This window comes from Kitasatospora sp. NPDC093550, from assembly GCF_044764985.1.
In the GTDB taxonomy this organism is placed as follows: Bacteria; Actinomycetota; Actinomycetes; order Streptomycetales; family Streptomycetaceae; genus Kitasatospora.
The window spans coordinates 48,431-62,088 of record NZ_JBIWJF010000019.1; the positions used below are offsets into that span (position 1 = coordinate 48,431).

The window sequence follows — 13,658 nt, forward strand, 5'->3', positions numbered from 1 at the left end:
CGGGCTCCTGGGAGGAAGAGGGGGATGCCCCCAGCCTCGCCGCGGGGGCGGACCGCCGTCCAACACCTGTTCCGCCGCATTGACAACGCCTTGTTGTGAATGCGGCCGGTGGATCCGCGTTGTTACTGTGCCGCCCATGCCCCGCGACCTGCACCCCCGCCTGCTCCGCGGCTTCGTCGCGACCGCCGAGACCCTGCACTTCGGCCGGGCCGCCGAGCGGTTGCACATCGCCCAGCAGGCGCTGAGCCGGGACGTCCGGAGTCTGGAGGGGCTGCTCGGCGAGGCGCTGTTCACCCGCACCACCCGCAGCGTCGACCTCACCCCGGCCGGGCGGCGGCTGCTGCCCAGGGCCCGCCGGCTGCTCGCCCTGCACGACGAGATCCTCGCCGAGGCCGCCTCCGGTGCCGGATCCGCCGCCCGGCCGCTGCTGCTCGACCTCAACAGCGACGTCACGGGCCCCGACCTCACCGCCGACCGGGTGCTCGAACGGGCCCGCGCCACCTGGCCCGAGGGCGAGTTGCTGGCCCGCTTCCACGGCGGCCTCGCCGCGGCCGCCGCCGAACTGCTGGCCCACCGGCTGGACGCGTCCTTCGGCCGCTTCGCCGGGCTGCCCGCCCCGCTGCGCGCCCAACTCGTCCAGCTGCCCGTGCGGTTGGAGCGGGTCTCGGTGATGATGGCGGACACCCACCCGCTGGCCGGCCGCCCGGCGCTGCGCCCGGCCGACCTCGCCGGGCACCCGGTGGACATCTGCGCGGGAAACCCGGCCACCACCGAGTGGGCCGACCTCGGCGCCCGGCTGCTGCGCGAGCACGGTCTGACGGCGGCCGACCCGTACGTCCCGCCGGTGGGCGTGGACGAGACCGCGCGCTACCTCGCCCGGCACGGCGATCCGATGCTGACCACGGTCGGCGGGCCGAGGATCCCGGGGACGGTCAACGTGCCGCTGGTGGACCCGGTGCCGTTGAGCCTGGTCAGCCTGGTGCACCGGCCCGGCGAGCGCCACCCGGGGCTGCGCGCGCTGGCCGCCGCGGCCGCCCGGCTGGGCGCGGCCGAGGACTGGCTGCGCCGCCCGCCGGGCAGCTGGCTGCCGGACGCGGACGCCGCACTGCTCCCGCAGGCGGGCGCGACGCCCCTCCCACGGGCGGGCGCGACGCCGCTGCCGTGACCGGCGCCGGGGGCCGCGCGTCCGCGCTGACCGGGCACGGGGGCACGCCGAACCGCCCCTGCCCCGGGGGGACGGGCAGGGGCGGCGCTCACGGGGGGCGGGCTCGGGCCCGCCCGGCCACGGCCCGGGTCAGCCGGCCTTGACGGCGGAGATGTCGAAGCTGAGCTTGACCTTCTCGCCGATCAGCACGCCGCCGGTCTCCAGCGCCGCGTTGTAGGTCAGGCCGAACTCGGTGCGGTCGACGACGGCCTTGCCCTCGAAGCCGACCCGCTGGGCGCCGTAGGCGTCGGTCGCGCTGCCGGTGTACTCCAGGTCCAGGACGACCGGGCGGGTGGTGCCCTTGATGGTGAGGTCGCCGGTCATCCGGTACGCGTGGTCGCCGAGCGGCTCGGCGGAGGTGCTGCGGAAGTGGATCTCCGGGTGGGTCTCCGCGGCGAAGAAGTCGCCGGTGCGCAGGTGCTCGTCGCGCTGGGCCTGGTTGGTGTCGACGCTGGCGACCTTGATCACCAGGTCGGCCGAGGAGTTGGCCGGGGTGCTCCCGTCCAGGTGCAGCTTGCCGTCGTACTCGGTGAAGCGGCCCTTGACGTTGGTCACCATCGCGTGGCGGACGGAGAAGCCGATCTCGCTGTGCGTGGTGTCGATCGCCCAGTCGCCGGTGAGGTGGGCGAGGTCGGGGCCGGCCGGGGTCTGGACGGCGGTGGCGGTGGGGACGGCGGCGGTCTTGGTGCGGTTGAAAAGGCCCATGGCTCCTCCTCGGGTCCGAAGCCATTTGTTTAGGCTTCAACTTGTTGGCTCCAGCGTAGGGCGTCTTCGTTCAATTTTCAACCACCATTGTCGAGCTTCCCCCGGACGGCTCAGCGGACCCGCCCTGTCGGACCTCCCGACTAGGCTGCGAAGGACGGTTCCACCCGCCCGGAAGGCCCCCCGATGTTCGTCCTGCACGCGCTCTGGCGGATGGACGGGCAGCTGGCGCTCTGGGCCGAGGACGCCCGCGCGCACCCCGGCGCCGCCGAGCCGCAGCCCGACCGGCCGGCCCCGCGCGCCCACCCCCACGCCTGCCCGGCCGCCGAGCTGGCCGCCCTGCTCGGCGGCATCGGCCCGGGCCTCGGCTGGCTCGCTGGCCAGGCCTCCGAGCGCTGGGCCACCCTGCTGCTGCCCACCGTCGGCGCCGCCCCCGCACCCTCGCCCGACCTGCCGGTCACCCCGCCGCGCGGCGGTGCGGTGCTCACCCCCTGGCGGGTGCCGGCCCTGCTCTTCGACGCCGCGGCCGCCGCCCAGCTGCTCGGCGAGGTCTTCGACCCGCACTGGGCCGTCACCGGCGCCGACCTGCCCGGCGCCGGGCGCGTCGAGGTCGTCCACGGCCCCTCGCTGCGCTGGCTCACCGGGGTGCACGACCTCGCCTGGCGGACGGTCGGCCGCGGCCGGGTGCTCCCCGTGCCCGTGCCGGCCGACGGCCGCCCGCGGGCCCGCTGGCGGCCCGACCTCACCGCGGCCGGGCGCCGCGAGGCCACCGCACTGGCGGCGGGCTGCCCGCCGGTCCTGCTGGGCGAGTGGCCGCACGGCGCCGGTACCGGGGAGGCGCTGCTGGCGGCCGCGCTCGGCGCGCTGACGGACGCCGAGGCCCGCGCCGCCCTCGCCGACACGGCCTTCCCGGCGCCCGGGGAGGCCGCCGCCGAACGCTGGCTGCACGCCCTCACCACCCCCGACGGCGGTGTCCGCGACGTCCCGCCCGAGGACTTCGCCGAGCTGCGACGCCGGGTCGCCGCCTGGTACGCCGCCGCCGAGCCCACCGATCCCGCGCTGCGGCTCTGCTTCCGCCTGGTCGAGCCGCTCGGCCCCGACCCCGAGGACCCCGAGGGCCGCCCCTCCGACGACGCCTGGCAGCTGGAGTTCCTGCTCCAGGCCGTGGACGAGCCGTCCCTGCTGGTCCGCGCCGTCGACCTGCACGAGGGCGGCGCCGCGCGCGCCGCCCTCGCCCGCAAGACCGCCGACCCCGCCGACGTCCTGGTCGCCGAACTCGCCCGCGCCGCCCACCGCTGGCCCGCCCTGGACGGGCTGCGCCACCGCTCCCGCCCGTCCGTCCTGCCGCTCGACCGGGCGGGTGCCCTGGACTTCCTGCGCACCGCCGCGCCCGTCCTCGCCGAAGGCGGCTTCGGGGTGCTGCTGCCCGCCTGGTGGCGCCGCCGGCCCCGGCTCGGCCTCGCCCTGCGCGCCACCACCCCGCCCGCGCCCGGCTCGCTCGCGGTCACCAGCCAGGTGGACCGGGACGCCGTGGTCGCCTTCCGCTGGCAGGCCGCGCTCGGCCCGGACGGCCCCCCGCTCACCGAGCGGGAACTGGCCGAACTGGCCGCCGCCAAGCAGGGACTGGTCCGGGTGCGCGGCACCTGGCTGGAGGCCGACCCGGCGCAGATCGCCGCCGCGCTGGCCTTCCTCGCCGACCGGCGCGACGGCGTGCTCGCCGCCGCCGACCTGCTGCGGCTCGCCCTCGACCCGCAGGCCTCGGTGGCCGGGCTGCCCGTCACCTCCGTCCACGCGGACGGCCCGCTCGGTGACCTGCTCGCCGGGCGCACCGACGCCGTTCCCGCCCCGGTGCTGCCGCCGGACTTCCGGGCCGTGCTGCGCCCGTACCAGGAACGCGGACTGGCCTGGCTGCAGATGATGTCCGGGCTCGGCCTCGGGGTCGTGCTGGCCGACGACATGGGCCTCGGCAAGACCGTCCAGACCCTCGCCCTGCTCGCCGCCGAACGGGCCGCCGGAGCGGCCGGAGCAGCCGGAGCGCCCGGAGCGACCCACGCGCCCGGAGCGACCGAAGAGCCCGGCCCGACGCTGCTGGTCTGCCCGATGTCCCTGGTCGGCAACTGGCAGCGCGAGGCCGAGCGTTTCGCCCCCGCCCTGCGGCGGTACGTCCACCACGGCGCGGGCCGGCTCGGCGCGGAGCGACTCGCCGAAGCCGTCCGGGACTCCGACCTGGTCATCACCACCTACGGGCTGGTCCAGCGCGACCTCGCCGCCCTGCGGGCGATCCGCTGGCGCCGGGTGGTCGCCGACGAGGCCCAGCACATCAAGAACACCGGCACCGCGCAGTCCCGGGCGATCCGCGCGCTGCCCGTCACCCGGCACCGGATCGCGCTCACCGGGACGCCGGTGGAGAACCGGCTCTCCGAACTGCACGCCGTCCTGGACTTCGCCAACCCCGGCCTGCTCGGCCCCGCCGAGCGCTTCAAGGAGCGCTACGCGATCCCGGTCGAACTGCACCGCAGCCCCGACCGGACCGACGAACTCCGGCGCCGCACCGCCCCGTTCGTACTGCGCCGGCTCAAGTCCGACCCGGCGGTGGCGGCCGATCTGCCCGCCAAGCAGGAGATGACCGTCTGGTGCAACCTGACCGCCGAGCAGGCGGGCCTCTACCAGGCCGTGGTCGCCGACCTGCTGCGGCGGGTCGAGGGGATCCGGGGCGTCGAGCGGCGCGGCACGGTGCTGGCCGCGATCGGCAAGCTCAAGCAGGTCTGCAACCACCCGGCCCAACTGCTGCACGACGGATCGGCGTTGGGTGAACGCTCGGGCAAGGTCGCCCGGCTGGCCGAGCTGCTGGAGGAGGCGCTGGCCGAAGGGGACCGGACGCTGGTCTTCACCCAGTACGCCGAGTTCGGCGCGATGCTCCGCCCGTACCTGGAGCGCCGGCTCGGCGAGGAGGTGCTCTACCTGCACGGCGGCCTGCCCCGGGCGCGCCGCGAGGAGCTGGTCGAGCGCTTCCAGTCCCCGGACGGGCCGCGGGTGTTCCTGCTCTCCCTGCGGGCCGGGGGCACCGGCCTCAACCTGACCGCCGCCAACCAGGTGATCCACCTGGACCGTTGGTGGAACCCGGCGGTCGAGGAGCAGGCCACCGACCGCGCCTTCCGGATCGGCCAGCGCCGGGACGTCCAGGTCCGCCGCCTGGTCTGCGTCGGCACCGTCGAGGAGCGGATCGACGGAATCCTCGCCACCAAACGCTCCTTGGCCGATGCGGTGGTGGGGGAGGGCGAGCACTGGCTCACCGAGCTGCCGGTCGACGCACTGCGCGAGCTGGTCGCCCTCACCCGGGAGGACGCCGTCGCGGAGGACACCGTCGCCGCGGACACCGACGAGGGCGACGTCGACGCAGCCGACGCAGCCGAGGAGGACGCATGACCGACCAGCCGAAGCCCGAGACGGTCACCATCGCCGCCTACTGGCGCGGCGACTTCACCCTGAGCCCCGACACACCGGAGGAGGAGCCGGACGAACCCTCGCTGCACCGCCTCGGCCGCTCCGGCATCACCGCGTACGGCCGCGACCTCGCCACCCTGCTCGCCCCCGTCTACGACGCCTTCCGCAGCTGACGGACCGCCACTACCGTGCGGTAGCGTCCCGGGGGTGACCGAGACTTCCGACCACCGGTCGACCGACCCGTCGTCGGCCGACACCCGCCTCGCCGACTTCGAGCAGCACCGCCGGATGGTCTTCGGCATCGCCTACCGGATGCTCGGCAGCGTCGCCGACGCCGAGGACCTGGTCCAGGACACCTGGCTGCGCTGGAGCCGGGTGACCGGCCCGGTCGCCAGCCCCGGCGGCTTCCTGGCCCGCACGGTCACCAACCTCGCCCTCAACCGGCTGGACTCGGCCGCCGTCCGCCGCGAGGCCTACGTCGGCCCGTGGCTGCCCGAGCCGCTGGTCACCGAGCCGGACGCGACCGACGGCGTCGAGCGCGCCGAGACCGTCTCGTTCGCCCTGATGGTGGTGCTGGAGAGCCTGTCCCCGCTGGAACGGGCGGTGTTCGTCCTCAAGGAGGCCTTCGGCTTCTCCTACCAGGAGATCGGCGAGGCGCTGGACCGCACCGAGGCCGCCTGCCGCCAGGTCGGCAGCCGGGCCCGGGCGCACGTCCGCGCCCGCCGGCCCCGTTACGACGCGCCGCCCGAGCTGCGCCGCCGCGCCACCGACGAGTTCCTGGCGGCCTGCGTCGGCGGCGACCTCAACCGGATGCTCGAACTGCTCGCCCCCGACGTCACCGCCTGGAGCGACGGCGGCGGAGTGATCCGCGCCGCGCTGCGCCCGGTCACCGGCGCGGAGAACGTCGCCCGCTTCACCCTCGGTGTGATCCGTCAGCTGGGGGAGGGCGCCGACGTCCATCCGGTCCTGGTCAACGGCGAGCCCGGCCTGGTGCTCACCGTGGACGGCGCGGTGGACTCCGTCTCGGTGCTCGACTTCGTGGCGGGGCCGGACGGCACGCTCCTGATCTCCGCGATCCGCGCGGTCCGCAACCCGCACAAGCTCACCCACCTCGTCCTGCCCGGCGGCGGCGCCGGCCTCGGCACCGCCGCCGACGAGCGGGCTTGACCCTCGACCAGGTCGAGCCCGCAGAGTCACCGGCATGGAGAGCGAGCTGCACAGCATCGGCGAGCTGGCCCGCGCCAGCGGCCTGGGCGTCGGCACCCTGCGCTACTACGACGGCGCCGAGGTGCTCACCCCCGCCTGGGTCGATCCGCAGACCGGCTACCGCTGGTACCGGCCCGGCCAGCTCGCCGACGCCCGGCTGCTGGCCCGGCTCCGCCGGGTCGGCCTGCCGCTGGCCGGCATCCGCGCCGTGCTCGGCGCCGCGCCCGGCAGTGGCGAGGCCGGCCGGGTGCTGGACGCCCACCTGCGGAGGCTGGAGGACGGCCTCGCGGACGCGCGCCGCGAGCTCTCCCTGATCCACTCGATGATCGACCAGAGGGAGCAACCGATGACCACCGACCCGCACCCCACCGCCCACCGCCTCACCGTCCGGGCCGAGGGCCTGGCCACCGCGCTGGACGCGGTCCGCTTCGCGGTCAGCGGCGACCCGGAGCTGCCCTCCCTCGCCGGGGTGCTGTTCGAACCGGACGGCCCGGTGCTGCGCCTGGTCGCCACCGACCGCTACCGGATGGCCCTCGCCGAAGTGCCCGCCACCGGCTCCACCGGCTCCACCGGCGCCGCGCCCGAACCGCCGGCGGCCGGCACGATCGTCCCGGCCCCGCTGGTGGACGCCCTGCGCGCCCTGCTCGGCCCGGGGGCCGCCGAGGTCACGCTCACCCTCGGCGACGGTCTGGTGCGCGCCGAGACCGGCGGGCACCGGATCGAGGGCACCGCCCTGGACTTCGACTACCCCGACCACCGGGCCGTCACCAGGCTCGAACCCGAGCACCGGATCACCCTCCCCGCCGCCGAACTGCGCGCCGCCGTCGAGACCGGCGCCACCCGTACCCTGCCCTCCGGCCCGCACGGTGCCGACTGCGAGGTCACCGTCCTCACCCTGACCGGGGACGGTCGACTGGCCGTCACCGCCGACCCGGGCCCGGAGGAGCTCCGACTGGCCGTCAACCGGGACTTCCTCCTCGACGCCCTCGACGCCGGCCGCCCCGAACAGCTCGTCCTCGAACTCGGCGGCCCCATCGCCCCCCTGGCCATCCGCACCCCCGGCCGGACGGGCACCTTCTCGGTCCTGATGCCCGTCCGCCTCCCCGAACCCGTCTGACCGACCCACCGGCCCGGGCCCCCGGAGCGGTCCCTGAGCGGTCCCTGCGAGGATCGCGGCATGAGCCTGCGCACGAGCGAGCACGCGAGCGAGCACACGAGCGGGCGCGCTGACCGCTCCCGGTCCGAGGTCCACCTGGTCCCCGCCCCCGGCGGGGGCCGGCTGTGGGCGGAGCGCAGCGGCTCCGGCACCCCGGTGGTGCTGCTGCACGGCTCCGGGATGGACTCCCGGCTGTGGGACGGCGTCCTCCCGGAGCTCGCCCGCCGCCACGACGTGGTCCGCTACGACGCCCGGGGCCTCGGCCGGTCCGCCGAGCCGGATCGGCCGTTCGACGACGTCGAGGACCTGCGCGCCGTGCTGGACCACTTCGGCCTGGCGAGCGCCGCGCTGGTCGGGCTCAGCATGGGCGGGGAGACCGCGCTGGACTTCGCGCTCGCCCACCCGGCGCGGGTCACCGCCCTCGCCCTGGTCGGTGCCTCGGTCAGCGGCCACCACTGGCCGGCCGCGCCGGAGACCGCCGACTACGCCGAGGCCCGCCGCCGGGGCGACGCCTCGGCGCTGGCCGCGCTGGAGCTGTCCGTGTGGGCCGCGATGGGCCGCACGGCACCGGGCGGTGAGCTGATCGCGGCGATGGTCGAGGAGAACGCCGCCCGCCGGATCGTCAGCGAGCACCACCTCGCCGGCGCCCCCGTGCGGGCCGCCGAACCCCGCCTCGGTGAGGTCGCCGTCCCCACCCTGGTCGTGCACGGCGACCGGGACCACCCGGAGATCGCGGCGATCGCGGAACGGCTCGCCGCCGACATCCCCGGCGCCCGGGCCCACCGCGTCCCGGCCGCCGACCACTACCTCCCGCTGCGCACCCCCGAACGGCTCACCGAGCTGCTGCTCGCCCACCTGGCGGCCTGAGCGCCCCGGCCGCCACGCCGCGTTTGCTGCCGCTAGCGCCCTGCTTGCATTTGCAAGCGGCGTGCTGCACGCTGTCCGCATGGCCTCACTCAACGTCGGCTCGCTGGGCGAGTACATCCGGGAGCAGCGCCGCAACGCGCAGTACTCGTTGCGGCAGCTGGCGGACGCCGCCGGCGTGTCCAACCCGTACCTCAGCCAGATCGAGCGCGGGTTGCGCAAGCCGAGCGCCGAGATCCTCCAGCAGATCGCCAAGGCGCTGCGGATCTCGGCGGAGACGCTGTACGTCCAGGCCGGGATCCTGGAGGAGCGGCGGGGCGAGGGCCTGGAGCTGCGGGCCTCGATCCTGGCCGATCCGCTGATCAACGAGCAGCAGAAGCAGGCGCTGCTCGCGGTCTACGACGCCTTCCTCAAGGAGAACGCCGCCCCGGCCCCCGGTGCGACGACCGACGACTCAGCCACCCAGAACACCCACCGGGAGGACCGGTAACCATGCCCATCACCGACGAGATCAAGAAGACCCTCAGCGACCCGACCCCGCTGTACGCCCTGGCCGGCGCCGGGGACCTCGCGTACGAGAAGCTGCGCGAGGTGCCGGGCAAGGTCGAGGCGCTGGCGGCGGACCGCAAGGGCGCGCAGGAGAAGGCCGGCGCCCGGCTGCAGGAGGCGCAGTCGCTGCTGGCCGGTGCCCCGGCCAAGGTCGGCGAGGCCGTCACGGCGCTGCCCACCGACCTCAAGGCCCTGCAGGAGCGGGCCCAGGGCTTCGCGCTGCAGCAGGTCGGCCGTGCGGTCGAGCTGGCGGTGAAGGCCAAGGAGGCGTACGACGAGCTGGCCGAGCGCGGCAAGGTCGTGGTGGAGAAGGCCCGTCCGGGTGCGGCCGCCGGGACCGAGCCGGTCCGGGTCGAGCGGGTCGAGTCCGCGCCCGCCGAGTCCGAGCCGGTCGAGGCCGAGCTGGTGCAGGACGCCGATGCCGCAGCCGCCCCCGCGCCCGCGCCGAAGAAGTCCGCCCGGGCCCGGAAGGACGGCTCCGCCGGCGCGGAGTGAGTGACGGCCCTCCGGCGGGGGCACGACCCAGGACCACGGGACGTTGACACCGGTGCCGACGGCCGCCGTGCCAGGATGGGCGGCGGTCGAAGCGCCGCAAGCGAGAGACAGAGGAGATCGTGATGGTCGGAGTGCTCCAGATTCTGGCCTTTTCCTACCTGAATCCGATCTGGTGGGCGACGATCGCCATCCTGGCCTACAAGCTGTTCGCCCTGGTCGACGCGGCCACCCGCCGGGAGGACGCGTACCGGGCGGCGGACAAGAAGACCAAGGGGTTCTGGGTCGCGATCCTCGCGATCTCCTTCGGCTGGGACTTCCTGTTCGGGGTGAACTTCTTCACCGGCATCGGCACCCTGGCCGGTCTGGTCGCCTCGATCGTCTACGTGGTGGACGTCCGCCCGGCGATCCGGGCGCTGACCGGTGGCGGCGGCCGGAGCAACACCGGCCCGTACGGTCCCTGGTAGGCCCGACGGCGGACAGCGCGACGGCCCGGGCGGTGAGTTCACCCGCCCGGGGCGTCGCGCTGTCCGGAACCGCGTCGGCCGCGGACCGCCAACCGGGGATTCACCACCCCGGGATCAACCGAGGATCAGCTGCACCGGATTGCGCTCCAGCAGCAGCACCGCGACGTCGTCGGTCAGCGCGCCGCCGTTCAGCTCCTCGACCTCGGCGATGGCGCTGTCGACGAGCCGCCCCCGGGTCAGCCCGGCGGCCTGGTGGTCGCCGATCAGGTCGGCGAGCCCGTCCTGGCCCAGACGGCGGGAGCCGGCCCCGACCCGTCCCTCGATCAGCCCGTCGGTGTAGAGCAACAGCCGCCAGCCGGGCGGGAGTTCGATCTCGTGCGCGGGCCAGGCGGCCTGCCCGTCGTGGCAGGGCAGCAGGCCGAGCGCGGGGCCGGCGTGGTCGGCGGGCAGGGTGACCGGCGCGTGGTCGCGGCCGAGCAGCATCGGGGCGGGGTGCCCGGCGAGGTAGAGCTCGGCGTGCTCACTCCTGCCGAGCGAGTCGAGGTCGCTGTCGGCGCCACCGGGCCGGATGACGACCATGCAGAGCGTCGCGAAGATCTCGTCGCTGCGCCGCTCGTGCTCCAGCACGTGCTGGAGGGTGGTGAGCAGGGCCTCGCCGGTGAGGCCCGCGAAGACCAGGGTGCGCCACGCTATGCGGAGCGCGACGCCGAGCGCGGCCTCGTCCGGGCCGTGGCCGCAGACGTCGCCGATCACGACGTGGACGGTGCCGTCGTCGGTGCGCACGGCGTCGTAGAAGTCGCCGCCGAGCAGGGCGCGGCGGCGGCCGGGGCGGTAGCGACGGGTGAAGGAGAGGCCGGCGCCGTCCAGCAGCGGGGTGGGCAGCAGGTGGCGCTGGAGGCGGGCGTTCTCCTGGCCGCGCAGCTCGGCCTCGACGAGGCGGCGCTGGGACTCGTCGGCCCGCTTGCGTTCGACGGCGTAGCGCAGGGCGCGGGCCAGCAGCGGGCCGTCCGTCTCGTGCTTGATGAGGAAGTCCTGGGCGCCGGCGGCGACGGCGGCCGCGCCGAGTTCGGCCCCGGCGGCGTCGGTGAGCACCACGACGGGGATGTGCGGAGCCCGGCGGAGCAGTTCGTGCAGGCCTTCCAGCCCGTCGGAGGAGTCGGAGGGGTGCGGCAGGTCGGCGGGCGCGGCGAGGTCGAGCAGCACGCAGCCGAACTCGGTGCCGCGGGAGCGTCCGCGCCGGGCCAGGGGAGGGGCCAGCAGCGCGGTGGCCTGGTCGAGGCCGCGGGCCCAGTGGATCTCGATCGAGGTGCCGCTGTCGGCCACCGCCGCCTTGATCAACTGGGCGTCCGAGAGGTCGTCCTCGATGACCAGCAGCCGCAGCGGTGCGTCGCCGTCGGCGGTGGCGTCCGGGCCGGGCGCCGTCGGGACCTCGGAGACGTGCGAGGGGTGGGCGGCGTGCGCCGCCCGTGCGGCCTGCGAGCGGGGGTGGGGTATCGGGGGAGCCGCCGTCGCCGGGCCGGTCGTGACCGGGCGGCTGCGGGCGCGGCCGACCGGGGCGCCGTCGTGGGCGCCCGGCAGGTTCGCGGCACCAGGTGCCCGCCCGTCTCCCGTTGCGGGCATCGGTGGTTCCTCCCTTTCCCCGACTGCGTAACGGTCGACGTCCGTCCGCAGTGCCCGCCTGGCACCGTGCGTCGGGGAACTTCTCGCGACCATAACGTGATCTCCGGGGATTTCTCTGGCCGACCGGCGCCGTTGTGGTTATTGCCACGCCGGTGGCGGTGTGGTGATCGGACTCGGACGACGGCTCGGATGCCCGGCCCGGCGGCTGCCGGGAAGGGCGGAAACGGGGGCAGCTGATGGTGACGCGGATCACCCTGGTCGAGGGTGACATCACGGAACAGCAGGTGGACGTGGTGGTGAACGCCGCCAACTCCTCCCTGCTGGGCGGCGGCGGGGTGGACGGTGCGATCCACCGCAAGGGCGGGCCGCAGATCCTGGAGGAGTGCCGTCGGCTGCGCGCCTCGCACTGGGGCAAGGGGCTGCCCACCGGGCGCGCGGTGGCGACGGCGGCCGGACGGCTGCCGGCCCGGTGGGTGGTGCACACCGTCGGGCCGGTCTACCGGTCGGAGGAGTACGGGGAGCGGGCGGAGCTGCTGGCCTCCTGCTATCGCGAGTCGCTGCGCGTCGCGGCCGGGCTGGGCGCGCGCACGGTGGCCTTCCCGGCCGTGTCGGCGGGGATCTACGGCTGGCCGCCGGCGGACGCGGCCCGGATCGCGCTGGGCACCGTCGCCGAGGTGCTGGACGGCGGTGACGCGGCGGCGGGCGCGGCGCTGACGGAGGTGCGGTTCGTGCTGTTCGGGTCGGAGATGTACGGGGTGTTCGAAGCGGCCCGACGGGAGCTGCTCGGGCGGGAGGGCTGACGGCCGACGGCTGGGCGTGGTGCGGACCGAGCGGCGTGTGGTGTCGCCGCTCGGTCGCGTCCATCGTGGCGTGACGAGGCGTCAACACGCCAGAGATATTCGATAACTCGTTCGAGTGAATGCATCGGATCGCTCACCAGCTCCCGCCCGCCCGGCCCCGCCCGTCCTGCGACCGGCCGTCCGGCTCCCGCCCGTCCTGTGACCGTCCGCCCGGCGGGCACCGCCGCCGCGGGACCTACGGCGCGAGCGCCGACCAGGGCACCGTGACCTCGCCCTGCCGCCACCGCCCGCGCGCGTCCACCAGCGGCCAGCTGCCCGCCAGCGCCGTGCAGGCCGCCACCCAGCGCTGCCGCGCCCCGAACGCCCCGTACGGCGCGGCCGCCGCCCAGGCCCGGTCGAAGTCGGTCAGGAAGGCGTGCACCGGCCGGCCCGGCACGTTGTGGTGGATCAGCGCCTTGGGCAGCCGCTCGGCGAGGTCGGAGGGCTGCACCAGGCCGCCGAGCCGGGCCGCGAAGGTCACCGTCCGGGGGCCCTCCGGGCCGAGCGCGACCCAGACGTGCCGCCGCCCGATCTCGTCGCAGGTGCCCTCGACCAGCAGTCCGTCCGGGGCGAGCCGCGCGCACAGCCGCTCCCAGACCCCGGCGACCGCCGCCTCGTCGTACTGCCGCAGCACGTTGGCCGCCCGGATCAGCTGGGCGGGCGCGCCGCCGTCCAGCGGCACCTCGAATCCGCCGCGCCGGAAGGTGAGCAGCGGCGGCTCGGCGTACGGCAGCGCGGCCGCGACCCGCTCCGGCTCGATCTCGATCCCGACCACCCGGACGTCCGGCCGCACCGCGCGCAGCCGCGCCGCGAGCTCGACCGCCGTCCAGGGCGCGGCGCCGTAGCCGAGGTCGACCGCCACCGGCGGTCGCCCCGCGGCCTGCAGCGCCCGGCCGAGGGTGTGGGCGATCCAGCGGTCCATCCGGCGCAGCCGGTTGGTGTTGGTGGTGCCCCGGGTGACGGTCCCCACCGGGCGCCCGGTCCGCCCACGGGAGGGCGCGGCGGTGCTGGGGTCGAAGGAGGCGGCCATGCCCAGAAGGGTAGTCGGGGAGTCGGCGCCCCCGTGCTGACCTGGGGTGATGGTGGTCGCTGCGGCTCGTGGGCCGGACCGGGAA

At 75.9% G+C, this 13,658-nt stretch carries 13 protein-coding genes; 10 read left to right on the top strand and 3 right to left on the bottom strand.

The genetic code is table 11. The features are described 5' to 3' along the window. Positions 1–136 precede the first annotated feature (136 nt). The gene (locus ACIRD3_RS27555) at positions 137–1,165 is read left to right on the top strand and encodes a LysR family transcriptional regulator (RefSeq protein ID WP_402221769.1); all 1,029 of its coding nucleotides are present in this window, start codon (positions 137–139) and stop codon (positions 1,163–1,165) included. Between the two features lie 129 nt (positions 1,166–1,294). Here the strand turns inward: ACIRD3_RS27555 and ACIRD3_RS27560 are convergent, their stop codons facing one another. Continuing rightward, a complete protein-coding gene (locus ACIRD3_RS27560; RefSeq protein ID WP_402221772.1) occupies positions 1,295–1,909 on the bottom strand; it encodes a YceI family protein in 615 nt (204 codons plus the stop codon). Positions 1,910–2,092: 183 nt separating this feature from the next. Here ACIRD3_RS27560 and ACIRD3_RS27565 point away from each other — a divergent pair, with 183 nt between their 5' ends. The 8 genes from ACIRD3_RS27565 to ACIRD3_RS27600 all read left to right on the top strand — a co-directional run bounded on the left by ACIRD3_RS27565 (position 2,093) and on the right by ACIRD3_RS27600 (position 10,084). Then, complete coding sequence (locus ACIRD3_RS27565; RefSeq protein ID WP_402221775.1) at positions 2,093–5,332, top strand: SNF2-related protein; 3,240 nt, start codon at positions 2,093–2,095, stop codon at positions 5,330–5,332. Next, complete coding sequence (locus ACIRD3_RS27570; protein WP_402221777.1) at positions 5,329–5,523, top strand: hypothetical protein; 195 nt, start codon at positions 5,329–5,331, stop codon at positions 5,521–5,523. Before ACIRD3_RS27565 ends, ACIRD3_RS27570 begins: the two co-directional genes overlap by 4 nt. A 34-nt stretch (positions 5,524–5,557) precedes the next feature. Then, the gene (gene sigJ / locus ACIRD3_RS27575) at positions 5,558–6,517 is read left to right on the top strand and encodes an RNA polymerase sigma factor SigJ (protein WP_402221780.1); all 960 of its coding nucleotides are present in this window, start codon (positions 5,558–5,560) and stop codon (positions 6,515–6,517) included. Positions 6,518–6,551: 34 nt separating this feature from the next. After that, positions 6,552–7,673 carry a MerR family transcriptional regulator gene (locus ACIRD3_RS27580; RefSeq protein ID WP_402221782.1) on the top strand — a complete coding sequence of 374 codons (1,122 nt, stop codon included), beginning with the start codon at positions 6,552–6,554 and terminating at the stop codon, positions 7,671–7,673. A 60-nt stretch (positions 7,674–7,733) separates the two neighbouring features. Continuing rightward, complete coding sequence (locus tag ACIRD3_RS27585) at positions 7,734–8,579, top strand: alpha/beta fold hydrolase (protein WP_402221784.1); 846 nt, start codon at positions 7,734–7,736, stop codon at positions 8,577–8,579. A gap of 79 nt (positions 8,580–8,658) precedes the next feature. After that, positions 8,659–9,066 carry a helix-turn-helix domain-containing protein gene (locus ACIRD3_RS27590; protein ID WP_402221787.1) on the top strand — a complete coding sequence of 136 codons (408 nt, stop codon included), beginning with the start codon at positions 8,659–8,661 and terminating at the stop codon, positions 9,064–9,066. A gap of 2 nt (positions 9,067–9,068) precedes the next feature. Beyond that, positions 9,069–9,620, top strand: coding sequence for a hypothetical protein (locus ACIRD3_RS27595; RefSeq protein ID WP_402221789.1), 552 nt, complete (start codon positions 9,069–9,071; stop codon positions 9,618–9,620). A gap of 122 nt (positions 9,621–9,742) precedes the next feature. Next, on the top strand, positions 9,743–10,084 hold the full coding sequence (locus ACIRD3_RS27600; protein WP_402221792.1) for a DUF2516 family protein: 342 nt from the start codon (positions 9,743–9,745) through the stop codon (positions 10,082–10,084). A gap of 114 nt (positions 10,085–10,198) precedes the next feature. Here the strand turns inward: ACIRD3_RS27600 and ACIRD3_RS27605 are convergent, their stop codons facing one another. Next, positions 10,199–11,704 (bottom strand): SpoIIE family protein phosphatase, encoded by a 1,506-nt coding sequence (locus ACIRD3_RS27605; RefSeq protein WP_402221795.1) that lies wholly within the window; start codon positions 11,702–11,704, stop codon positions 10,199–10,201. Positions 11,705–11,940: 236 nt separating this feature from the next. On the opposite strand from ACIRD3_RS27605, the gene ACIRD3_RS27610 reads away from it, so the two are divergent. Beyond that, a complete protein-coding gene (locus tag ACIRD3_RS27610) occupies positions 11,941–12,504 on the top strand; it encodes an O-acetyl-ADP-ribose deacetylase (protein ID WP_402221798.1) in 564 nt (187 codons plus the stop codon). Positions 12,505–12,739: 235 nt separating this feature from the next. Here the strand turns inward: ACIRD3_RS27610 and ACIRD3_RS27615 are convergent, their stop codons facing one another. Next, the gene (locus ACIRD3_RS27615) at positions 12,740–13,573 is read right to left on the bottom strand and encodes a class I SAM-dependent methyltransferase (RefSeq protein ID WP_402221800.1); all 834 of its coding nucleotides are present in this window, start codon (positions 13,571–13,573) and stop codon (positions 12,740–12,742) included. Positions 13,574–13,658 lie beyond the last annotated feature (85 nt).